Origin of the sequence: Rhizobium sp. Root482, assembly GCF_001426565.1 — a bacterium.
Classification (GTDB): Bacteria; Pseudomonadota; Alphaproteobacteria; order Rhizobiales; family Rhizobiaceae; genus Pararhizobium.
On the sequence record NZ_LMFA01000001.1, the window covers coordinates 550,267 to 572,066 of the forward strand.

Here is a 21,800-nt window from a genome sequence, read left to right on the forward strand (position 1 = left end):
CGCGCCCTCCACATTCCCTACGCGATCAATCGACCGCCTCGACGATCCTGGCTTGCAACAGGCGCGCATCGTAGCCGCTGCGCGACGGGGTGAGGCCGAGCCGCACCACGGCCAGACCGAGCGAGGGCACCAGCATCATCGTCTGTCCGTCATGCCCCTGAAGCCAATAGGCGTCATCGGGCAGCGGCGGCCCTTCCCCCTTGCCGAACTTCGTCCACACCTGCCCTGCCCCGTAGCGACCGCCGGATGCCTTGGTGGGCGTATGCATGAATGCGACAAAGCCTTCCGGCAATATCCGCTCGCCGTTCCAATTGCCGTCCTGAAGCAGGAAAAGCCCGAATCGCGCCCAGTCCCGCGCCGTCGCATACATATAGGAGGAGCCGACGAAGGTGCCGTGCGCATCCGGCTCCAGCACCGCGCTTGCCATGCCGAGCGGACGGAACAGGGCAGCGCGCGGAAAGGTCAGCGCCTCTCTTACACTGTCGAACGTGCTCATCCACAGCCGCGACAGGATCGCGGAGGTGCCGCTTGAATAGCTGAAGCGCTGGCCGGGTTCCGCCTCCAGCGGCTTCTCCGCGGCAAAGGCGGCCATGTCGCCCTCCAGATAGAGCATCCGGGTGACATCCGTGACGTCGCCATAATCCTCGTTGAATTGAAGGCCGCTCTGCATGGCCATGAGATCGGCAAGCGCGATCTTGCTGCGCTGGTCATTGCGCCATTGCAGCAGAAGCTCGGTCCGGTCGAGCGCCATCTCGCCGTCACGGATGCGAAGCCCCACCAGCGCGGCCGTCACCGATTTGGTCATCGACCAACCGAGAAGCGGCGTGGCGTGGCTGAACCCCTTGCCATAGTCCTCGGCGATGATCCGGCCGTCCTTGACGACGACGATGGCCCGCATGCCGGGACCGGCGAGCTGCGTATCGGCCACCAGCGCCTGCACCGCCGGAACGACGGCCGTGCCACTGCCATCCGGCCAGGATTTCGCTTCGTCCAGTTGCAACGGCCTGCGGCGAAGCTGGCGGTTTCCGGGAAAGGCCGCGAACTCCCCCTGGGTAACATTGGTGCAGCCGAGTCCTTCGCGATAGATTGCATGGCCCGGCGCGGCGAACCCGAACATGCGCGCCGTCACCGTCTTGCGGGTCTCGTCCACCGATATGCGCACCAGCCGCAGAAGCGGGTGTCCGGGTGCCTGGACATCCTCAGCAAGGACCGCGTCGGCGTCCCGGCCGGCAATGAAGACATTGGAGCAGACGATCTTTGCCGCATAGCCATCGCCGACGCTCAGGAGCTCCGGCGGTGCAACGACCAGCCAGCCGACGACGCCCGCAATGGCGGTCGACACCGATCCCGCAAGCCATAACCATTTCCTGCCCATATGCACTTCCCTGCTTTACTGCCGCCAGCAAAACAGGATTCTCGGTTTTTAGAAAGGCTTGATCGCAATCACTTTGGCGAGATAGGGCTCTAACCCATTGAGACGGCCGCGATCTTCTGCGGCTCGCGCTTCAAAATCGCCATTGCCTCCTGCGCGGAAACCGGCCGGGAAATCAGGAAACCCTGGGCTTCCGAAGCACCGAGTGCCCGCACGAACTCCATCTGCCCCTCGGTTTCGATCCCCTCGATCGTGGTCGATACCTGAAACGTGTTTCCGAGCTGCAGGATGATATCGACGAGTTCGGCATCGCGCTGATTGCCCATCATCGAGCGCGTGAAGGACCGGTCTACCTTGAGCTGGTCGAGCGGGAACCGCCTCAGATTGTTGATCGAGGAGAAGCCGATGCCGAAATCGTCGAGCGCGATGCGGACGCCATGGGCGCGCAGTTCGGTAAGACTGTCGCTGATGATGGCGGCATCGACGGAGAAAATCGATTCGGTAACCTCGATCGTCAGGCGTCCGGGCGCAAGGCCGGCCTCGGCCAGGCAGGCCTTTACATGCGCAACGAAGGCGCGATCCTTGAACTGGTCTCCGGCGACATTGACGGCCACGCCGGTCGGCGCCGGCCAGCGCGCGGCCTCCAGGCAGGCCGTCCGAACCACCCAGTTGCCGATCGGCAGGATCAGGCCGGTCTTCTCGGCGGCACCGATGAACCGGTCCGGCGGAATGATGCCCTTTTGCGGATGCCGCCAGCGAATCAGCGCCTCGAAGGAGCGGATGGCGCGGCTTTCGATGCCGACGATCGGCTGGTATTCGAGAAAGAACTCGCCGGCCGCCAAGGCCCGAGAAAGATCATATTCGATCTCTCCCTTCCGCGTCGCCTCCACGGCCATATGCGGTTCATAGACCCTGTGGCTGTTGCCGGCGATTTCCTTGGCTTTGTAGAGCGCGAGGTCAGCCCGCTTGAGCACCGCCGACATCGAGCGGTCGTCCGGTTCGATATAGGCGACACCGACACTGCCGCCCGTCCAGAATTGCGCGGCGGAAAGCTGGAAGGGTTCGGCAAACAGGTTCTTGATGGTCAGGCAGATGTCTTCGATCTTGCCGTCGGAAGGCGTGCCGGCAATAACGATGACGAATTCGTCGCCGCCTAGCCGATAGACAGTGGCGGTTCCCGCCATCGCCTCGATCAACCGTTGCCCGAGCGCCACCAGCAATTCATCGCCGGCATCGTGCCCCATGGAATCATTGACGAACTTGAAGCGGTCGAGATCAAGGAGCAGCAGCGCGCTGCGATCCCCAACCGCCGAGCCACCGGACAGCCGGTCGCGAATGTCGCGCTCCAGCGCGAAGCGGTTGGCCATGCCGGTCAACTGGTCGGTGTGCACGATGCGCGACAGATTTTCCTCGGTCCGGCGGCGCAGGTCGAGTTCCCGCACCAGCCGGCTGCGGCAGGCTCCCCATTGATGGAACAGCATTCCGCCGACAAGCGGCATGACACCGGCGGCGATCACCGCCGAAGCCGGCATTCCATTGGCCCAGAGCCCGCCGGACGTTTGCGCCAGCCGATCATAGAAGATGCACAAAGCCGGGGAAAGCGCCCCGATTGCTGCGCCGGCGACGGCATAGCATCGCTCCGATTTCGGCAAAATAGCTTTCAACATCATGCTAGCGCCTCGAAGAAGAGGGCTTATTTAACATGTACAAACTTAATCAATTCTTATGGATGAGAATTCACATAAGCGCGCCGTCATGAAAGTGTAGCGTGCATGCCTTAGAAGCTCGCCCATCGTCAACGGATGGCAGGCTTACATGACCGATCTCGCCCCCGATGCAGGCTATCGCACCTCAAATCACAAATTGAAGACCGCGCTGGTCCAGCACGCCGCGCTGACGCCGGCCGGGCTTTCCGAACGGGTCTTTGGACTGCTCTTTTCAGGTCTCGTTTATCCGCAGATATGGGAGGATCCGGCTGTCGATATGGAGGCGATGCAGATCCGCCCGGAGCATCACATCGTCACCATCGGATCGGGCGGCTGCAACATGCTCGCCTATCTGTCGGCAGCGCCCGAGCGCATCGACGTGGTTGATCTCAACGCCCATCATGTGGCGCTCAACCGACTGAAGCTTGCGGCCTTCCGCCATCTGCCGGGACATCCGGACGTGGTGCGCTTCCTCGCGCGCCATGATCTTCAAAGCAATATCCACGCCTATGATCTGTTCATCGCGCCGAAACTCGATGCCGCGACACGCCGATACTGGAATGCCCGCGGCCTGAACGGGCAAAGACGCATCGCGGTTTTCGGCAGGAACATCTATCGCACCGGCCTTCTCGGCCGCTTTATCGGCCTTGGCCATCTTATCGCCCGGCTGCACGGCGTCGATCCGCGCGGCCTCGCCGAGGCCCGGTCAATGCGCGAACAAAGGCGGTTCTTCGACGAGCGCCTGGCGCCGCTGTTCGAGCGGCCGCTGATCCGCTGGATCACCCGTCGCAAAAGCTCGCTCTTCGGGCTGGGGATCCCGCCGCAGCAATTCGATGCGCTGGCAAGCCTGAGCGACGAAAGATCGCTTGCCCACGTCCTGCGGCAGAGGCTCGAAAAGCTCGCCTGCCACTTCCCGCTGAAGGAAAACTATTTTGCCTGGCAGGCCTTTGCCCGCCGTTACCCCCTGCCGCAGGAGGGCGAGCTTCCGGACTATCTGCAGGCCGGCCGTCACGAGACGATCCGCGCCAATACGGAGCGCGTCCGCGTCCATCAGGAAAGCATCACCACCCTCCTGGCCGGAAAAATGGCAGGGTCGGTCGATCGCTACGTGCTGCTCGACGCGCAGGACTGGATGTCCGACGCGCAGTTGGACGCATTGTGGACGGAAATCAGCCGCACGGCCGCAGAGGGCGCCATGATCATCTTCCGCACCGCTGCCTGCGCCAGCCTTGTCGAAGGCCGCGTCTCGCCGGCCCTGCTTTCGCAGTGGCACTATGAGGCCGATCGTTCGCAGGCGCTCAACCTGAAGGATCGGTCGGCGATCTATGGCGGATTTCATATCTACCGGAAGGCCGCATGACGGCCGTCGACGACAGATCGCGCGAGCATGCCCACCGCATGGACCGGATGTACCGCCTCCAGCGGCACATCTATGATGCGACGCGCAAATATTATCTTCTCGGCCGTGATACGGCGATCCTCGGGCTCGACATTCCCGCCGGCGGCAGCGTGCTGGAAATCGGCTGTGGCACCGGCCGCAATCTGGCGCTGACAGGCCGACGATTTCCCCGCGCCCGGTTGTTCGGGCTCGATATCTCGGCGGAGATGCTGATCTCCGCACGGGCGAAACTGGGCGAGACATCCGGCGCGGTCCTGCGCATCGCCGACGCGACCGATTTCGACGCGGGCGATTTCGGCGAAACAGGCTTCGACCGCATCCTCATTTCCTATGCGCTGTCGATGATCCCGGACTGGGAAGGGGCAATCGAGGCCGCCGTCGCGGCGCTCAATCCGGGCGGCTCGCTCCACATCGTCGATTTTGGCCAGCAGGAGTGCCTGCCGCCTCTCTGCCGGCGGGTCCTGCAGGCCTGGCTGAAGCGGTTCGACGTCACCCCGCGCGATAGGCTGCAGACGGTCCTTGCCGATCAGGCCTCAAGGCTCGGCGGCTCGATCGGGTACCGCGCGATCGGTCGCGGCTATGCCTGGCTTTTCATCCTGCGCCGCCCCGCCGGTGCGCCGCCGTAAGCCCCACGTAATGATCTTGATTGATAGTCGATGAAGCTGCGGTATCGCCTGTTTCGCGATTGCGGCATCGCTTTGACAATTGCCGCTTGAAACTAACTCATTTTTTACGATGATATGATGGAAATGAGGCAAGGGCCTCCGGGGAATTCACATCAGCGGATATCATCGTGTGAGGCAGCACAATCGATCGTTTCGGAACGGGGACCTCATGCGCCGGCTATACCTGGCTCTTCTGCCTATCCTGACGCTTCTTGCCGGCTGCACCTCGACGGATTACGATCTCGTTTCCACCGCATCCATTCCGCCAAAATTCCAGGACAAGGATCCGCAGGATTTCGGCCAGCGCACGCCGCATCACCACACCATCCACGGCATCGACGTCTCGAAATGGCAGGGCGATATCGATTGGGGCAAGGTGAAGGCGTCCGGCGTCTCCTTTGCCTTCATCAAGGCGACCGAAGGCAAGGACAGGATCGATGCGAAGTTCAGCGAATACTGGCCACAGGCCCGTGCCGCCGGCCTGCCCTATGCGCCCTACCATTTCTATTACTTCTGCTCGACCGCCGACCAGCAAGCGGACTGGTTCATCGCCAATGTACCGAAAAACGCAGTCCAGCTGCCGCCGGTGCTCGACGTCGAATGGAACAGCGAATCCAAGACCTGCCGCTACCGCCCCTCGCCATTGACCGTGCAGACGGAGATGAAGCGCTTCATGGACCGGCTGGAGCGACACTACGGAAAGCGACCCATCATCTATACGTCCGTCGATTTCCACCGCGACAATCTCGTCGGGCAGTTCAACGATTATCATTTCTGGGTCCGCTCGGTCGCGGCGCATCCGACCGAGATCTATCCGGAGCGCCGCTGGGCCTTCTGGCAATATACCAGCACCGGCGTCATTCCGGGCATTGGCGGCAATACTGACATCAACGTCTTTGCCGGCTCGAAGAAGAACTGGACCAGTTGGGTGGCAGCGGTCTCGAAAGCCCGCGAACAGGCCTCGAATTAGGCCTTTCGAAGGTGCCGGTTTCTTCTTTCCGCCCCATTGGCGTGCGACAGCGGCCGCTATGAGTTTCAAACCGAGAACGGCCCGTTTTCCGGGCCATGCCGTGTTCCTCCCGGGACGGCGGCACGACAGCAAGGACTTGCGATGACACGCGGCACACTGCGCTCCCTTTTTTCATTCGGCTTCCTCACACTCGCCACGGGCGCGCTCGCACAGCAGCCGGCGGCGCCTTGCGGTGGCGATCTCGCGACATTCCTCGAGGGCGTGAAAGCCGAGGCGGTGGCCAAGGGCATTCCGGTGCAAACCGTCGAGCGCGCATTGGCCGGCGCGGCGATCTCGGAAAAGGTGCTTAGCCGCGACCGGGCACAGGGCGTCTTCAAGCAGAGTTTCACAGAATTTTCAGAACGCACCGTCAGCAAGGCGCGGCTGAATATCGGCGCCAAAAAGATGAAGGAATATGCCGCCGTCTTCCAGCGCGCGGAAAAGGAGTTCGGCGTCCCGGCGCCGGTGATCGCCGCCTTCTGGGCGATGGAGACCGATTTCGGCGCCGTGCAGGGCGATTTCAACACCCGCAACGCGCTCGTCACGCTGGCCCATGACTGCCGCCGCCCGGAAATGTTCCGCCCGCAGCTGATCGCGGCCATCGAGATGGTCCAGCATGGCGACCTCGACCCGGAAACGACCACGGGCGCATGGGCCGGCGAAATCGGGCAGGTCCAGATGCTGCCGGAAGACATTATCGCACAAGGCATGGACGGCGACGGCGACGGCCATGTCAACCTCAAGCAAAGCTCCCCCGACGCCATCCTGACGGCCGCGAAATTCATCAAGAGCCTTGGTTTCGTCGCAGGCCAGCCCTGGATCCAGGAGGTTAAGCTGCCGGAAAACCTGCCCTGGGAAAAGACCGGGCTGCAATCGGGCATGACGGCGGGTGACTGGTTCGCGCTCGGCGTCGCGCCACGCGACGGCAACACCGCCTTCGCCGACCTGCCTGCCTCCGTCGTCGTGCCGCAGGGACGCCGCGGCGTCGCCTTCATGACCTACCCCAATTTCAATGTCTATCTGGAATGGAACCAGTCCTTCATCTACACGACATCGGCCGCCTATTTCGCCACGCGGCTGGCCGGCGCCCCGCCCTATGAGGCGGGTTCGCCCGAACCGGGGCTGAGCGACGAGGGCATGAAAACGCTCCAGGCCAAATTGCAGGCCAAGGGGCACGATGTCGGCAAGATCGACGGTATTCTGGGCTCCGGCACGCGCGCCGCTCTGCAGAAAGAGCAGCAGCGCCTCGGCCTGCCCGCCGATGGCTGGGCGACGGAAGGCATTCTCAACGCCCTTTGATATCCGCACCGCTGTCCCGACGTTGCGCGTTTGCGCGGCGCCGGTGGTGGCGCGCCTTGCGGAAGGCGCGATAGCGCAGTTTCAGCAGCCGCCGGGCGCCGGCAAGCGCCGCCCTGTGCCTCGACAATTCGCGAAGTTCGCCTGCATAGGCAACGGAAAAGGCCTTGCGATAGGTCGACAGATGTTCGGAAGCGATATTTTCCAGCCGGTGCATCATGCTGACCCAGAGCGGCGATACCAGCAGCGAAACGGCAGTGACCGCGATCGCCACCTTGTAGGTATCGAACTGGAGCACGCCGGCGCCAAGGCCGGCGGCCGCCAGCACAAAGGAAAACTCGCCGATCTGCGCCATCGACAGGCCGGCGACCAGCGCCACATGCGGCGATGATCCGGTCTTTCGCAACAGGAAGATGTTGAGGACCGTCTTGGCGGCGATCACGATCAGGGCGGCGCTCAGAACCGTCCAGAAATTCTCGCCGACGAAGGCAAGGTCGATCAGCAGGCCGATCGACAGGAAGAAAACCACCAGCAGCACGCTCTGGATCGGCTCGATGACGGGAATGATACGGCTGCGCAGGGTGGAATTGCCGATCACGATACCAGACAGGAAGGCGCCATAGGCCGGCGACATCCCGGCTATGCCCGAGATCGCGGCCGCGCCGAAACAAACTGCAAGCCCGCCCAGCGCCAGAATCTCGACCTTGTCCTCGACGGTCTCGCTGAACGGGACGCGCAGCTTGCCATGGCGGCCGAACCACCAGAGCAGCGCCGCCAGCAGGCCGATGGCGATCAGCATCTTGACGACGATCGTGCCGATCTCGAGCGTCTCGCCGCCAAGGCTGGAGACCAGGATCAGCATGGGCACCACAGCGATATCCTGCGCGATCAGCACGCCGACGGCGATCCGGCCGGTGTCGCTGCGCAATTCTCCCATGTCCTCCAGCATCTTCATGGCGACGACGGTAGACGACATGGCGATGACGAAACCGAGGATCAGCCCTTCCGCCAGGCTCGCCCCGGTGATCAGGCTGATCAGCCCGGCGGCGAAAAGGGCAGCGACGATCTGGCCGCCGGCAACCGGCACCGCCTGGCGCAGGCTCAGCACGAAAGCCTTGATCGACAATTCCATGCCGACGAAGAACAAAAGCACCACCACGCCCATTTCAGCAAGAAGCGTGACATTGCCGCTACTGGAGATCAAACCGAGCCCGGTTGGCCCGAGCGCAATACCGGCCAGGATGAAGCCGACCAGCGGCGGCTGGCGCAGCCGCAGGAACCCCAGCCCCAGAAAGGCCGCGACGGCAATCACGATCGCGATGGAGATCAGTCCCTGCCCGTCATGTGCGGCACCCGCAGCCGCATGCGTGGTGACAGAATGGGTCGTCGTCAAAAATGTTGTCAGGGGCTCCAGCAGATCGTCCTTCGTTTCCATGGGAGACATCGAGAATCGGGTGGCGAAACCATTCCGCGAACTCTAATCTCCGCCATGATCCGAATGGGCGGGGCAAGGTCAAGTCGCATGCATGCAAAAATTGACGGCGTACAGAACCGGATGACCCTTGCCACCTGGGGGCTTCTGGTCTTGTTGGGGCTCATCTGGGGTGGCTCATTCTTCTTCGCCCGTATTGCCATCCAGCATGTGCCGGCCTTCACGCTCGTCCTTCTGCGGGTGGCGCTGGCGGCTCTTGCGCTGCATGTCTATATTCGCGGCCGCTACGACATCTACCGCGAATTGCGGGCCCGCTGGCGCCAATTCCTGCTGCTGGGGCTGGTCAACAACGCGATCCCCCATACCCTCATCTTTCTCGGTCAGACGGAGATCGGCGCCGGCCTTGCCGCTATCCTCAATGCCACGACGCCGGTCTGGACTGTGCTGATCGCCAATGCGATGACCCAGGACGAGAAACTGAGCATCGCCAAGATTGCCGGCTGCCTGCTCGGGCTTGCCGGAACGGCGGTGCTGGTCGGCCCCAGCGCCCTGCCCGGCCTCACAAGCACGGATGGCGGCATCCCTCTCTGGGCGCTCCTGTTTCCGGTTGTTGCAGCCGTCAGCTACGGTTTTGCCGGAACCTACAGCAAGCGCTTCCGCGGGCTTGCGCCACCGGTGACGGCCGCGGGGCAGTTGACCGCCTCGGCGCTGATCATGCTGCCGCTGTCGCTGGTCGTCGATACGCCATGGCAATTGCCGGTTCCGCCGCTGACGACGATCCTTTCTGTGCTGGCGCTGGCGCTGGTCTCGACGGCCTATGCCTATATTCTGTTCTTCCGCATCCTTGGCCGGGCCGGAGCGACCAATACCTCGCTCGTCACCCTTTTGGTGCCGCCAAGCGCCATCCTGCTCGGCTTCCTGTTCTTAGGGGAAACGCTCCAGCCGACCGACATGGCCGGCATGCTGCTGATCACGATCGGGCTGGTCGTGCTCGACGGGCGCATCCTGCAGCGGCGAGCTGGAAATCGCGGAATCAGTTGATGCCGGAATGTGCCTTATCGGCCACTCACGGCAGGTTTCACTGCGTTACATTAACCGATTTGAAGACATTGTGAAAAAATTGTGGCGCGCCAGAAAGAGTTTTTTCATCATGGAGTTAGGCCTGTGCATAACCATTTTTCCACCCCTAGATGCTGCATCGCAGCATAACTTTTCCTTTCGCGCGTGACATTTTCACCCTATCTTTTAATCGTCCACGCAAGGAGGGCCGGTTATGGGAATTACACATTCGTTGAATGTCCTCTTGATAAGTGCAGCGTTCGTATTCGTAGCGACCATGCTTTTCATCTGACGAGTACAAGACGAGCAGTTCAGTCGGTCACACAGGGACTTTTAATACACACATAAATTGCAGCAGCGACGGATAGAGGCTCTTTCAGGAGCGTAGTTCGCGGAAGTCTGCCGAAAATCAAAAAACCCTTGAAGCCGGCGGCTTCAAGGGTTTTTTCATTGAACGAACACCAATCAGGCGGCGGCCCCGGCCGATCGTTGCGCCGAGGCAGGTGCCCGGCGCTCGAAGCCGACGAGATCCAGGACGCCGGCGACAAGCGGCGAGCGGTTCATCGTATAGATATGAAAGTCGCGCAGGCCCCGGCGCGCCAGATCCACGATCTGTTCAGCAGCGATATGGGTCGCCTCCTTGAGACGCTCCTGTGGGCTCTCGTCCAGATGGGCGAGCCGCGCGATGATGGCATCGGGGACGCTCGCGCCGCACAGACCGGCAAATTTTCGCACCTGGGCCAGATTGTTGATCGGCAGGATGCCCGGCACGACAGGAATGGCAATGCCGGCGCGCCGCACGCGTTCGAGATAGCGCTCGAAATCGTCATTGTCGAAAAAGAACTGGGTCAATGCCCGCGTCGCGCCGCTGTCGACCTTTCGCTTCAGCATATCGATATCGGCATCGACATCGCGGCTTTCGGGATGTTTTTCCGGATAGGCGGAAACCGAAATCTCGAAATCGCCTCTTGCGCGGATCGCTGCCACCAGGGCGGCGGAACTTTCATAACCGCCCGGAAACGGCTCGTAGCAGGCGCCGATGCCGCCTTGCGGATCACCGCGCAGCGCCACGAAATGGCGCACGCCGCTGTCGATGAATTCGGTGACGATCGCATCGACCTCCACCTTGGTGGCGCCGACGCAGGTCAGATGCGCCGCCGTATTGGCGACGCCCATCTCATGGATCATCCGGCGCACGGCCGTCAGGGAGCGCGCCTTGGTGGAGCCGCCGGCGCCATAGGTCATCGTCACGAAATGCGGATCGAAAGCGCAGAGGTCTGCAGCGGTCTGGAAAAGTTGCGCCTCCATCTCGTCGGTCTTGGGCGGAAAATATTCGAAGGACAGCCGCAGATTGCCGCGCTCGGCCGGATAGAGAGTGTGGATCGCCATGTCATGCCCTCCCGGCACGGGCCAGCGCACGCGCGCCGGCGGATGCATCTGAGACTGCGGCCTGCCGGAGGTCGCGGGCAAGCCAGATGGTGACCGTCAATTGCCGGTCCATGTCCGTTTCCGGCTTGAGATCGACGACCTGCTCGACGCTCAGGCCCGCCTTTTCCAGCCAGTCCGCCATCGTTTCGCGCGAAAAGCCGAGGCGCATATGAGCGTGCTCGTCGCGCAGATATTCCAGGGTGTGCGGGGCAAGATCGATGATCGCCAGGCGACCGCCCGGGGAAAGCATGCGGGCCGCCTCTGCAATTGCCGCATCCGGCTGCTGCAGGAAGTGCAGGACCTGATGGATGGTGACGAGGTCGAACTGGCGCCCGTCGAGCGGCAGATTGAAAATATCGCCGTGACGGATCGAGGCCTTTGTGATGCCGGCGCGATCAAGATTGGCGCGGGCCACCGCCAGCATGTCGCGGCTGGCATCGACGCCGACCCCACGCTCGTAGATGCCCTCGAACAACTGCAGGATACGGCCGGTGCCCGTGCCGAGATCGAGAAGGCCATCGACGGCCTCCGAGCCGACAACGGCCTTGAGTGCCGCCTCGACATCCTCCTCACGGACATGCAGCCGGCGCAGTTCATCCCATTCGGACGCGTTGCGGCTGAAATAGGCCTGCGCCTTTTCCGAGCGCGCATGCTTGAGCGTCGAAAGCCTTTCGGCATCCCGCTTCAACACGGCATCACCGCCATCGGCAACCAAAAGGAGGTCGCGCACCAGCGCGACGCCCGATCCTTCCCCCTTAAGGCGGAAATAGGCCCAGGCACCTTCCTGATAGCGATCGATCAGGGCGACTTCGGCCAGGAGCTTCAGATGGCGGGAAATCCGTGGCTGCGATTGGCCGAGAATTTCGGTAAGATCGGTGACGGTAAGATCCCCGGCGGCAAGAAGAGCCAGGAGCCGCAGGCGCGTCGGCTCGCCGGCGGCCTTCAGAATATCGACCAGTTCGTCCAGTCCCAGACCCGGTTCCGCAGCCATTCACACACCTCATCAACACATAAAGATATGTTTATGTGATTTTCCTGTCGCCTGCAAGATGAAATATGTCGGAGACCGCTCCTCCAAAACGAAAAGGCGGCCACCAGGACCGCCTCTCCAACAGATATGCCGAATGACGCCATCCTTGATGGGCGGGCCCGACAAATTCAGCGCGTCAGCCGCTTGTAGCTGACCCGGCTCGGATTGACCGATTCTGGACCGAGGCGGCGGATCTTGTCCTTTTCGTAATCCTCGAAATTGCCTTCGAACCATTCGACATGGCTGTCGCCTTCGAAGGCGAGGATATGGGTGGCCAGCCGGTCGAGGAACATGCGGTCATGGCTGATGATGACGGCGCACCCGGCAAAATTCTCGAGCGCGATCTCGAGCGCCGCCAGCGTCTCGGTGTCGAGGTCGTTGGTGGGTTCGTCGAGCAGAAGCACATTGCCGCCGTTCTTCAGCATCTTGGCGAGATGGACGCGGTTGCGCTGGCCGCCCGAGAGATTGGCGACCTTCTGCTGCTGGTCGCCGCCCTTGAAGTTGAAGGCCCCGCAATAGGCGCGCGAGTTCATGTCGAACTTGCCCAGCTTGATGACTTCGGCACCGCCGGAGATTTCCTCCCAGACGGTCTTGTCGCCGTCGAGCGCATCGCGGCTCTGGTCGACATAGCCGAGCTTGACCGAATCGCCAACGCGGAAGGAGCCGCTGTCCGGCTTTTCCTGGCCGGTGATCATCCGGAACAAGGTCGTCTTGCCGGCGCCGTTCGGACCGATGACGCCGACGATGCCGCCGGGCGGCAGCTTCAGCGTCAGGTCCTCGATCAGGACGCGGTCGCCATAGCCCTTGGTGATGTTCTCGGCCTCGATGACCACCTGGCCAAGCCGCTCGCCGACCGGGATGATGATCTGCGCGTCGCCCGGGCGCATCTTGTCGGCGGCTTCGACCAACTCGTCATAAGCCTTGATGCGGGCCTTCGATTTCGACTGGCGTGCCTTCGGGCTGGAAGCGATCCACTCCTGCTCGCGGCTGATTGCCTTCTGGCGCGAGGCATCCTCGCGATTTTCCTGCTGCATGCGCTTGGCCTTGGCCAGCAGATAGGCCGAGTAATTGCCCTCATAGGGAATGCTGCGGCCGCGATCGAGCTCGAGAATCCAGCCGGTGACATTGTCGAGGAAGTAGCGGTCGTGGGTGATCATCATCACGGCGCCCGGATATTGACGCAGATGATTTTCAAGCCAGCCGATGGTTTCGGCGTCCAGATGGTTGGTCGGCTCGTCGAGCAGCAGAAGGTCGGGCTTCGACAGGAGCAGCTTGCACAGCGCCAGCCGGCGGCGCTCGCCGCCCGACAGGCTGGTGACATCGGCGTCGCCCGGCGGGCAGCGAAGCGCGTCCATCGCCATTTCCACCTGGCTTTCGAGATCCCAGAGGTTCTGCCCGTCGATGATGTCCTGAAGCCGTGAGCCCTCTTCCGCCGTTTCGTCGGAATAGTTCATCATCAGCTCGTTGTAGCGCTCGAGGATGGCGGTCTTGTCGGCCACGCCCTCCATGACGTTTTCCATCGCCGTCTTCGTCGGGTCGAGCTGCGGCTCCTGCGCGAGATAACCGACGGTCGCGCCTTCCGCCACCCACGCCTCGCCGGTATATTCCGTGTCGAGGCCGGCCATGATGCGCAGCACCGTCGATTTGCCGGCGCCGTTGGGGCCGAGGATACCGATTTTGGCGTCCGGGTAGAAGGACAGATTGACATTCTCCAGCACCTTCTTGGCGCCGTAGGACTTGTTCAGCCCGGACATATGATAGATGAATTGACGTGCCATAGAGAGACTGCTCCGAGGGAATGGAATTTTGCCCGCTATGTAGGCGAATTATCCCCTGGGAGCAATGAAGAAACCGGCTCCAGCCACGCCATTCACTGAATGCCGGCCATATCGACGATCCCCTTGCCGCATTTGAAATCGGTGCTGCCGGCGGCAAGGATCAGGCCGGAAAGGCCGGTGCCGGCGGAAAGATCGCCGGCAAGTCCGATCGTCAGGCCGGTGATGACGCTACGCGCACCTGCCTTCCGGCAGCGCATCCGCACCCGCTCGCCGGCTCCCTTGCCGAAGCTTGCATCGAAGGCTTGCTTGATCTCGGTCTCCGTTACCTGATTGCCAATGCGCCCGGCAAACAGCGCCTGCACCGCGGACCGGTTGAGTTCGTCAAGGAGCGAGAGCTGCCGGGTGAAATAATCCTGTGCCGTACCGCCCTGGCAAGTGCCGCTGCGCAACCATTGATGCCGGTCGAGACCGGATTGCGTTCCGGGCATGGCGATCAGCAGCCTTGCGGCAATATCCTCGTCCACAGCCGGCTTCGGCAGGTCCAGCCAGTTGCCCTTGCGGTCGAGGGCTCGCATATCGGCGGCCACGCCGCAGTAGCTCTTCTTCATCGGCCACAGGCCATGCAGGGAAAAATGCGTCGCATCATACCGCTGCGCCTTTTGTCCGGAACATTCCTTGCGATCCGGCCGCGTTTCGCAGAATCCGGGCTGCCAGCTGACGGCCAGGATATGTTCGGTCCTTCCTTTCAGCGAGGCCGCCGTCTCCTGTGCGAGGCATGGACCGGCAGCCATTATAAGCATCATGACTAGGCCGAGCCGACGCCAAAGCAAGACCGGTCGTATTTTGAATTTCCCCCTCATTGCCCTTCCTCCACAAGAACAAAACAAGATCATTAAAGGGTGAAAACGGGAATATTGCAACTCTCAATTTGCATCCGACGGATATTTTCTGACCTGATGCGAAACAAGCACAAAGCCGCGATTGCCTTTGCCTGACAAATCAAGTTGATAAATGGATAGGCGCGGAAACCTCGCTTGTGGAGGATTGGGGTGTTTGCCAAGGTCGAGACGTTTGATAGCCCGAGCGGCGCCCGCCTTGCCTGGCGCTTTCAGCCCGCGGCGGCGTCCGAACAGGGCGTGCTGATGATCAGCCACGGATTGTCGGAGCACGCCGCCCGCTACGAGCGCTTTGCCGGCTTCATGGCCGAGCGCGGCTTCCACGTCTATGCGCATGACCATAGGGGCCATGGCGCCACCCGTGCAGCCGATGCGCCGCTTGGCCGCTATGCCGCTGAGGGCGGCGTCAAAAAAGTGCTTTCCGATGTTCGTGCGATGCGGGACCTGGCCGCCGGCCGGCATCTGGGGCTGCCGCTCATCCTGTTCGGCCATTCCATGGGCGGCCTGATCGCGCTCAATGCGGCGGAAGAGGATCCTCTTCTCTATGACGGTCTTGCGGTGTGGAATTCGAATTTCAACCCGGGCTCAGCCGGACGCGCCGCGCAGGTCATCCTCGCTATCGAGAAGATGCTGAAAGGCTCCGACGTTCCGAGCGGCCTGCTGCCGAGACTGACATTCGGAGCCTGGGGCAAGTCGGTGGCCAATCCGAAGACGGACTTCGACTGGCTGTCGCATGATGCGGCCGAAGTCGAAAAATATGTCGACGACCCGCTCTGCGGCTTCGATGCCAGCGTCTCGCTGTGGATCGACCTGTTCGACCTTACATTTTCCGGCGCAAGAGCGGAGCGGCTGCGCAGGCTTCCTCGCGCGCTTCCAATCCATCTTGTCGGCGGCGGCGAAGACCCGGCCACCAACGGCGGACGGGAAATCCGCTGGCTGGCAAAGCGCCTCCAGGCTCTCGGCTTTTCCCGCGTCAGCACGCGGGTCTATCCCACCATGCGCCACGAAACGCTCAACGAGATCGATCGTGACGGCGCCATGGAAGAGTTTGCGAACTGGTGCCTGACGGTCGCTCGAGAGCGGCGGCAGGTGCCGGCATGACCACGATCTCCGCAACAGGCCAAGCGAACGGCAGGGACGGCGATATCTCGTTCGGCCTGGTGCTGATGGTGATCTCGGTGCTGATTTCGCCGCTCATCGATATCTTCGCCAAGCTTGCGATCGCAACCGTCCCGGCGGCGCAGATCACCGCCGCACGGTTCGTCCTGCAGATCCTCTTTATCCTGCCGATCGTTCTCATGCGCGGCACGCTGTTCGATCTGACCTGGCGGAAAACCGGACTGCATATGCTGCGCGGCGGCCTTCTCGTTGTTACCATGATAACCTTCATCACCACACTGAAGGTCATGGAGGTGGCCGATGCCATCGCGATCTTCTTCGTCGAGCCGATCATCCTGACGATCCTCGGCAGCATCTTCCTCAAGGAAACCATCGGATGGCGGCGCTACACCGCCTGCGCCGTCGGCTTCCTCGGCGCCCTGCTGGTCATTCAGCCGAGCATGCAGGAGGTCGGCTGGATCGCGCTGCTGCCGGTCGTCTCGGCCTTCGGGCTTGCCGTCTTCCTGCTGATCACCCGCATGGTCGCGCAGAACGAGGATCCCTGGTCGATGCAACTCCATGCCGGCATCTGGGGCGCGGTCTTCTGCGGCATCATTCTTTATGCCGGCCAGGGCAGTGGTTCCGAGGTCTTCGATCCGGTCGTGCCGGACGTCACGGCGGCGTTCTACCTGCTCGGCGTCGGCGTCGCCGCCACCATTTCCGGCGTGCTCGGCGTCTATGCCTACCGGGCGGCCCCCGCCTCGGTTCTGGCGCCGCTGCAATATCTGGAGATCGTCTCGGCAACCATCTTCGGCTGGCTGGTCTTCCAGCATTTTCCGGATGCCCTGAAATGGCTGGGGATCGCGATCATCATCGCGTCCGGCCTCTACATCATCTGGCGAGAGCGCAGCATCGGAAAGAGTGCCGGCGTCGCGCCGGTATCGCCAACCATCTGACATTTTAAAGGACTTTGGAGGAATGAACATGAAGACAGGCGGACAATTGATCGTCGAAGCCCTGAAGGCAAACGGCGTCAAGCGGGTCTCCTGCGTGCCGGGAGAAAGCTATCTCGCCGTGCTCGACGCGCTGTATGATACCGATATCGAGGTTCTGGTGTGCCGCCAGGAAGGCGGCGCAGCGATGATGGCCGACACCTGGGGCAGGCTGACCGGCGAGCCGGGCATCTGCATGGTCACCCGCGGCCCCGGCGCCATGAACGCCTCGGCCGGCCTGCATATATCGAGGCAGGATTCGATCCCGATGATCCTGTTCATCGGCCAGGTCCAGCGCGACGCGCGCGAACGCGAAGCCTTCCAGGAAATCGAATATCGCCGCGCCTTCACCGAAATCGCCAAATGGGTCGGCGAGATCGATGACCCCGCCCGCATCCCCGAATTCGTCACCCGTGCCTTCGCGATCGCGACATCGGGGCGCCCCGGCCCGGTGGTGCTCACCCTGCCCGAGGACATGCTGACCCAGGAGACCGAGGCGCCGGCTGCCAAACCCTATATGCCAGTGGAAAGCCATCCGGGTCCTGCCCAGGTCAAGACGCTCGAAACGCTGCTTGCCCAGGCGGAGCGACCGATCGCCATTCTCGGCGGCACCCGTTGGAGCGAAGAGGCGGTCAGACAATTCCAGGATTTTGCCGAGCGTTTCGACCTGCCGGTCGGCTGCTCCTTCCGCCGGCAGATGCTGTTCGACCATCAGCATCCGAACTACGCCGGAGACGTGGGCATCGGCATCAATCCGGCGCTCGCCGAGGAAATCCGCAAGGCCGACCTCGTACTCCTGGTCGGCGGCCGCTTCTCCGAAATGCCCTCATCCGGCTATACGCTGCTGAACGTACCCTATCCGAACCAGACTTTGGTTCATGTGCATCCCGATCCGAGCGAACTTGGTCGTGTCTACCGCCCGGACCTGGCAATCGTCGCGGCACCCGCCGATTTCGCAGCCGCTCTTGAAAACGTGAAGCCGGAAAAAGCGCCGGCCTCACAGGGGCGCGCGGCAAAAATGCACCAGGCCTATCTCGCTTGGTCGACGCCGCCGGAAACGGGTCCGGGTCCGGTGCAGATGGGGCCGATCATGCGGTTCATCGAGGAAAACACCGCCGAGGACACGATCTTCACCAATGGCGCCGGCAATTACGCCACCTGGGTGCACCGCTTCCACCGGTTCCGCCGGTTCAACACGCAGGCCGCGCCGACCTCCGGCTCGATGGGCTATGGCCTGCCGGCCGCGGTCGCCGCCAAGCAGCTCTTTCCCGAGCGCGAGGTGATCTGCTTTGCCGGCGACGGCTGCTTCATGATGCACGGACAGGAATTCGCCACCGCCGTGCGCTACGGCCTGCCGATCATCACGGTGGTCGTCAACAACGGGATCTACGGCACGATCCGCATGCACCAGGAGCGGGATTATCCCGGTCGGGTCAGCGGCACCGATCTCACCAATCCGGATTTTGCCGCCTTTGCCCGCGCCTATGGCGGCCATGGGGAACTCGTGGAAAAGACGGAGGATTTCGCCGGCGCCTTCGAACGCGCCCGTGCGAGCGGAAAGCCATCGATCATCGAGATCAGGCTCGATCCGGAGGCGATCACGCCGACGCGCACGCTGAGCCAGATCCGGAACGGCTGATTGCCGAACGGTTCAGGCGACACGCGCCTTTATGGCGCGTGTCGCAATCATCAATTACGGATGGACCTTGTCTGCTGATAGACATTGGTCGAGCGGGCGCCGGAGCGGCAATAGCCGAGCATCGGCCGCTCGAAATCGTCAAGCGCGTCGACCATGCCGCTCACCGCTTCCGGCGTCACGCCCATCGGACCGACCGGGATATGGGTGATCGAAAGCCCGAGTTCGCGCGCGCGGGCGGCGATGGTTTCGAATTGCGGCTGGCCGGCCTCCTCGAAATCCGGGCGATGGCAGACGATCGACCGAAATCCCATCGCCTTGATCGCATCGAGGTCCTCGACGGAAATCTGTCCGGTGACCGAATATTCATCGTCGATCTGGCGAATGTCCATGGCTGTGCTTCCTCAAAAACAATGTCCGCCCTGATGTAGAACCACCGGCCGGATGCGTCAATTGCAAAGCCAGCGGTCAGGCGACTCGGAAAGCCAGCGCATAGTCGATCGCCTCCCCCGGCTGCAACAACGGCATTTCGCCGGCCGCCGAGAGTTCGGTCCGGCTTGCCAGGCGGTGCGAAACCGGTTCGATACTGATCACGTCGGCCGCGCCCCGCTGGCAGCGCCACATCTGCAGGAACGGCAGGGTCGCCGTAGAAAACCGGACGACCAGCGAGCGCCCGGACAGGGCGGCGAACGGTCCGAGAGCGATCTGCGCCCAGCCATCATCCGCCCCCGGCATGGCGGAAACGCAAAAATGCGCGCTTTCACCGTCGCCGAAGCGCCAGGATTGTTTTTCATCGCCAAACATGGACCCGCCGATATGCGTATCCTCGTCCAGAAGCCGGCCGGCGATATTCATGTGATACATCAGCATGGGTGCAAACGGCGTCTCGCCGATATTCGTGATCCGGTCCGAGAGTGCGACCTCGTTCGTATCGGCATCGATCGTCCAGCGTCGCGACATTCGCGCCATTGCGCCATCGGCAAGGCGAAGCTCCATCTCGGCCGCGCAGCCGGGCACCTCTCCCTCGGGTGCCATCCGCGAATGCGTGATCGCTGTTCCACAGAGGGAACCGTGCAGGGGATATTTGCCCCCCTCGCCCGCCGCAATCGGCTCGGGGTGGCGGATATGGTCCGGCCCGCAGGTGAAGAAGAAACCCTGCAGGGCATGATCGATGCGCCGGTCACCGTCGGAAGGAATGGTGACGCCGGGAGAGAGATCCACGCCATCGACGACAAAGGCGCCGATATCCAGCGCGGATTGCCGGTCGAGAAGAATTTGGACATCGTCGTCCCGGCCACTACTGCCGATCCTGATGGACATTTGCGCGTTCTCCACTGCTTCCGTTCCGGGAATCGGCTGGGTTCCTCACGCAAACCTAGCGTAAAGCGAGCCGCGCAACATCTCCTTCGAAAAGGAAAGGTTCGAATGAAAACGGGATTTTAGGGAACTGTTCATAATGAATTCAGTTTCTTCATATTACCGTCCTATTTGATTTGTACGCCCCGAGATCAACTGCCAGACAACAGGTTTACCGTGACGTTCGTTTCCAGTTCCGGCTTCGCCCTTTTCGCCGCCGTCAGCATGATCGCGCTTGCCCCCGCAGCGCAGGCACAGGATAGTTTTGGCCGCCTTCCGGCCGATGCCGTGCTTGTCACGCCGCGCGGCGAAATTCTCGACTATATTCCCGAGGCCGGCGAGGTGCAGATGATGCGCGACGGCCGCGGTCGTACCGTACTGGTCGATAGCTGGGGCAATGTCGTGGCAACCGTCATGGGGTCGGGACAGCGGCGCCAGGCCGAGCGCCGCCAATATGGAAACCGGGATTTCCATTCCGACCAGGGATACGGCTTTTCAGAACCCGGCGCCGTTACCGGCTCGATCCCCGATTTCCGCGATGTCCGCCCGCCGGGCGTCGAACGACAGGAATTGCCGGATGCCCTGCCGAACCTGCCCGATGAAAACGACATGGCCGCCCTGCCCCCCGAGGAAGCCATGCCTGAGCGCCAGTCCCTGCCGGCGGCGACCCAGATCGGCAAAAAATCGAGCGCCGAAATCACCGCCCTGCAGGTTTTCCTCGACCGCGAGGGCTTCTCTCCTGGCGTCATCGACGGCAAGAAGGGCTCCAACGTCAGCAAGGCGATCGAGGCCTGGCAGCAGGCGACCGGCGAAACGCTCGATCCCAACAATACCGAGGATATCCTGGAACGGCTGCGCTTTTCCGGCGGACTGCCGATCATCAGTTATACGATTACCGCGGCCGACGCCGCCGGTCCCTATGTCGCCTCTATCCCCGAGGACTACGCCCATAAGGCCGCCCTGCCGCATCTTTCCTTCACCGCGACGTCGGAAATGCTCGCGGAGAAATTCCACATGGACGAGGCCTATCTGCGCGAGCTCAATCCCGGCGTGGATTTTTCAGTGCCCGGCACCACCATCAAGGTAATCGAGCCCGGCCAGATGAAGAAGGGCAAGGTGGCGCGCATCGTCGCCGACAAATATCGCAAGCAGGTCTTTGCCTATGACGACGCCGGTGCGCTGATCGCCGCCTATCCGGCAACGATCGGCTCCTCCGACACGCCTTCCCCCTCCGGCACTGTCGAAGTCAGCCGCATCGCCTTCGATCCGGGCTACACCTATAATCCGAAGATCAACTTCAAGCAGGGCGAAAACGACAAGGTCCTGACCCTGCAGCCGGGCCCGAACGGCCCGGTCGGCACGGTCTGGATCGCGCTGTCGAAGCCGACCTACGGCATTCACGGCACACCGGAACCCTCCAAGATCGGCAAGACACAAAGCCACGGCTGCGTGCGCCTGACCAATTGGGATGCGACGGAACTCGCCAAGATGGTCAGTGTCGGCACCACCGTCGAATTCCTCGACTAAGTATCCGGTCGTTGCTGCCGGCCGCGCCGCCGGGTCATGACATCATCAGATATTGTCATTAAAAGACATTGCGGCGATGCTTTATCTGTCGGAGAAATGCAAGCCCATTCCGACTATGAGG

The 21,800-nt window shown here is 62.2% G+C and carries 18 protein-coding genes; 9 read left to right on the forward strand and 9 right to left on the reverse strand.

The features are described from left to right. Positions 1-25: 25 nt before the first annotated feature. Together ASD31_RS02410 and ASD31_RS02415 are read right to left on the reverse strand one after the other, a co-directional pair. Entirely contained in the window at positions 26-1,375 is a 1,350-nt protein-coding gene (locus ASD31_RS02410; RefSeq protein ID WP_056328746.1) for a serine hydrolase domain-containing protein, read from the reverse strand. Positions 1,376-1,464: 89 nt separating this feature from the next. Further along, on the reverse strand, positions 1,465-3,042 hold the full coding sequence (locus tag ASD31_RS02415; protein ID WP_082520369.1) for a putative bifunctional diguanylate cyclase/phosphodiesterase: 1,578 nt from the start codon (positions 3,040-3,042) through the stop codon (positions 1,465-1,467). A gap of 145 nt (positions 3,043-3,187) precedes the next feature. On the opposite strand from ASD31_RS02415, the gene ASD31_RS02420 reads away from it, so the two are divergent. From ASD31_RS02420 to ASD31_RS02435, 4 genes are all read left to right on the forward strand, one after another. Continuing rightward, a complete protein-coding gene (locus ASD31_RS02420; protein ID WP_056328753.1) occupies positions 3,188-4,438 on the forward strand; it encodes a DUF3419 family protein in 1,251 nt (416 codons plus the stop codon). Then, entirely contained in the window at positions 4,435-5,103 is a 669-nt protein-coding gene (locus ASD31_RS02425) for a class I SAM-dependent methyltransferase (protein ID WP_056328756.1), read from the forward strand. Before ASD31_RS02420 ends, ASD31_RS02425 begins: the two co-directional genes overlap by 4 nt. Positions 5,104-5,311: 208 nt before the next feature. Next, positions 5,312-6,112, forward strand: coding sequence for a GH25 family lysozyme (locus tag ASD31_RS02430; RefSeq protein ID WP_056328759.1), 801 nt, complete (start codon positions 5,312-5,314; stop codon positions 6,110-6,112). A gap of 141 nt (positions 6,113-6,253) precedes the next feature. Then, positions 6,254-7,450, forward strand: a complete 1,197-nt coding sequence (locus tag ASD31_RS02435; protein WP_056328762.1) for a lytic murein transglycosylase — start codon at positions 6,254-6,256, stop codon at positions 7,448-7,450. Here ASD31_RS02435 and ASD31_RS02440 read toward each other — a convergent pair. Beyond that, on the reverse strand, positions 7,437-8,882 hold the full coding sequence (locus ASD31_RS02440; protein ID WP_244483730.1) for a cation:proton antiporter: 1,446 nt from the start codon (positions 8,880-8,882) through the stop codon (positions 7,437-7,439). The genes ASD31_RS02435 and ASD31_RS02440 overlap by 14 nt on opposite strands. Positions 8,883-8,969: 87 nt before the next feature. Here ASD31_RS02440 and ASD31_RS02445 point away from each other — a divergent pair, with 87 nt between their 5' ends. Beyond that, complete coding sequence (locus ASD31_RS02445; RefSeq protein WP_056328766.1) at positions 8,970-9,920, forward strand: DMT family transporter; 951 nt, start codon at positions 8,970-8,972, stop codon at positions 9,918-9,920. A gap of 483 nt (positions 9,921-10,403) precedes the next feature. Here the strand turns inward: ASD31_RS02445 and metF are convergent, their stop codons facing one another. The 4 genes from metF to ASD31_RS02465 all read right to left on the reverse strand — a co-directional run bounded on the left by metF (position 10,404) and on the right by ASD31_RS02465 (position 14,965). After that, a complete protein-coding gene (metF, locus tag ASD31_RS02450) occupies positions 10,404-11,327 on the reverse strand; it encodes a methylenetetrahydrofolate reductase [NAD(P)H] (RefSeq protein ID WP_056328769.1) in 924 nt (307 codons plus the stop codon). Between the two features lies 1 nt (position 11,328). Next, complete coding sequence (locus ASD31_RS02455; RefSeq protein WP_056328772.1) at positions 11,329-12,357, reverse strand: ArsR/SmtB family transcription factor; 1,029 nt, start codon at positions 12,355-12,357, stop codon at positions 11,329-11,331. Between the two features lie 167 nt (positions 12,358-12,524). Continuing rightward, the gene (gene ettA / locus ASD31_RS02460; protein WP_056328774.1) at positions 12,525-14,174 is read right to left on the reverse strand and encodes an energy-dependent translational throttle protein EttA; all 1,650 of its coding nucleotides are present in this window, start codon (positions 14,172-14,174) and stop codon (positions 12,525-12,527) included. 92 nt (positions 14,175-14,266) lie between these two features. Beyond that, positions 14,267-14,965, reverse strand: a complete 699-nt coding sequence (locus ASD31_RS02465; protein WP_244483731.1) for a ribonuclease T2 — start codon at positions 14,963-14,965, stop codon at positions 14,267-14,269. A gap of 258 nt (positions 14,966-15,223) precedes the next feature. Between ASD31_RS02465 and ASD31_RS02470 the strand changes: the two genes are divergently transcribed. The 3 genes from ASD31_RS02470 to ASD31_RS02480 are packed head-to-tail and all read left to right on the forward strand — an operon-like array spanning position 15,224 to position 18,799. Continuing rightward, complete coding sequence (locus tag ASD31_RS02470; protein WP_056328780.1) at positions 15,224-16,171, forward strand: alpha/beta fold hydrolase; 948 nt, start codon at positions 15,224-15,226, stop codon at positions 16,169-16,171. Then, on the forward strand, positions 16,168-17,124 hold the full coding sequence (locus tag ASD31_RS02475) for a DMT family transporter (protein WP_056328784.1): 957 nt from the start codon (positions 16,168-16,170) through the stop codon (positions 17,122-17,124). Before ASD31_RS02470 ends, ASD31_RS02475 begins: the two co-directional genes overlap by 4 nt. A 28-nt stretch (positions 17,125-17,152) precedes the next feature. Further along, complete coding sequence (locus tag ASD31_RS02480) at positions 17,153-18,799, forward strand: thiamine pyrophosphate-binding protein (RefSeq protein WP_056328788.1); 1,647 nt, start codon at positions 17,153-17,155, stop codon at positions 18,797-18,799. Between the two features lie 50 nt (positions 18,800-18,849). On the opposite strand, the gene ASD31_RS02485 is transcribed toward ASD31_RS02480, so the two are convergent. Both ASD31_RS02485 and ASD31_RS02490 read right to left on the reverse strand, forming a co-directional pair. Then, the gene (locus ASD31_RS02485; protein ID WP_056328791.1) at positions 18,850-19,188 is read right to left on the reverse strand and encodes a TIGR01244 family sulfur transferase; all 339 of its coding nucleotides are present in this window, start codon (positions 19,186-19,188) and stop codon (positions 18,850-18,852) included. 76 nt (positions 19,189-19,264) lie between these two features. Further along, positions 19,265-20,116 carry a DUF4432 family protein gene (locus tag ASD31_RS02490; RefSeq protein ID WP_056328795.1) on the reverse strand — a complete coding sequence of 284 codons (852 nt, stop codon included), beginning with the start codon at positions 20,114-20,116 and terminating at the stop codon, positions 19,265-19,267. 261 nt (positions 20,117-20,377) lie between these two features. Here ASD31_RS02490 and ASD31_RS02495 point away from each other — a divergent pair, with 261 nt between their 5' ends. Continuing rightward, entirely contained in the window at positions 20,378-21,679 is a 1,302-nt protein-coding gene (locus tag ASD31_RS02495; RefSeq protein WP_082520387.1) for a L,D-transpeptidase family protein, read from the forward strand. The last annotated feature ends 121 nt before the right edge of the window (positions 21,680-21,800 follow it).

Coding starts and splice junctions, on each gene's coding strand:
- ASD31_RS02415 (WP_082520369.1), bottom strand. CDS start 3,042: ATGATGTTGAAAGCTATTTTGCCGAAATCGGAGCGATGCTATGCCGTC.
- ASD31_RS02480 (WP_056328788.1), top strand. CDS start 17,153: ATGAAGACAGGCGGACAATTGATCGTCGAAGCCCTGAAGGCAAACGGC.
- metF (WP_056328769.1), bottom strand. CDS start 11,327: ATGGCGATCCACACTCTCTATCCGGCCGAGCGCGGCAATCTGCGGCTG.
- ASD31_RS02485 (WP_056328791.1), bottom strand. CDS start 19,188: ATGGACATTCGCCAGATCGACGATGAATATTCGGTCACCGGACAGATT.
- ASD31_RS02465 (WP_244483731.1), bottom strand. CDS start 14,965: ATGGCTGCCGGTCCATGCCTCGCACAGGAGACGGCGGCCTCGCTGAAA.
- ASD31_RS02440 (WP_244483730.1), bottom strand. CDS start 8,882: ATGGAAACGAAGGACGATCTGCTGGAGCCCCTGACAACATTTTTGACG.
- ASD31_RS02425 (WP_056328756.1), top strand. CDS start 4,435: ATGACGGCCGTCGACGACAGATCGCGCGAGCATGCCCACCGCATGGAC.
- ASD31_RS02495 (WP_082520387.1), top strand. CDS start 20,378: ATGATCGCGCTTGCCCCCGCAGCGCAGGCACAGGATAGTTTTGGCCGC.
- ASD31_RS02445 (WP_056328766.1), top strand. CDS start 8,970: ATGCATGCAAAAATTGACGGCGTACAGAACCGGATGACCCTTGCCACC.
- ASD31_RS02475 (WP_056328784.1), top strand. CDS start 16,168: ATGACCACGATCTCCGCAACAGGCCAAGCGAACGGCAGGGACGGCGAT.
- ettA (WP_056328774.1), bottom strand. CDS start 14,174: ATGGCACGTCAATTCATCTATCATATGTCCGGGCTGAACAAGTCCTAC.
- ASD31_RS02420 (WP_056328753.1), top strand. CDS start 3,188: ATGACCGATCTCGCCCCCGATGCAGGCTATCGCACCTCAAATCACAAA.
- ASD31_RS02430 (WP_056328759.1), top strand. CDS start 5,312: ATGCGCCGGCTATACCTGGCTCTTCTGCCTATCCTGACGCTTCTTGCC.
- ASD31_RS02435 (WP_056328762.1), top strand. CDS start 6,254: ATGACACGCGGCACACTGCGCTCCCTTTTTTCATTCGGCTTCCTCACA.
- ASD31_RS02410 (WP_056328746.1), bottom strand. CDS start 1,375: ATGGGCAGGAAATGGTTATGGCTTGCGGGATCGGTGTCGACCGCCATT.
- ASD31_RS02490 (WP_056328795.1), bottom strand. CDS start 20,116: ATGTCCATCAGGATCGGCAGTAGTGGCCGGGACGACGATGTCCAAATT.
- ASD31_RS02455 (WP_056328772.1), bottom strand. CDS start 12,357: ATGGCTGCGGAACCGGGTCTGGGACTGGACGAACTGGTCGATATTCTG.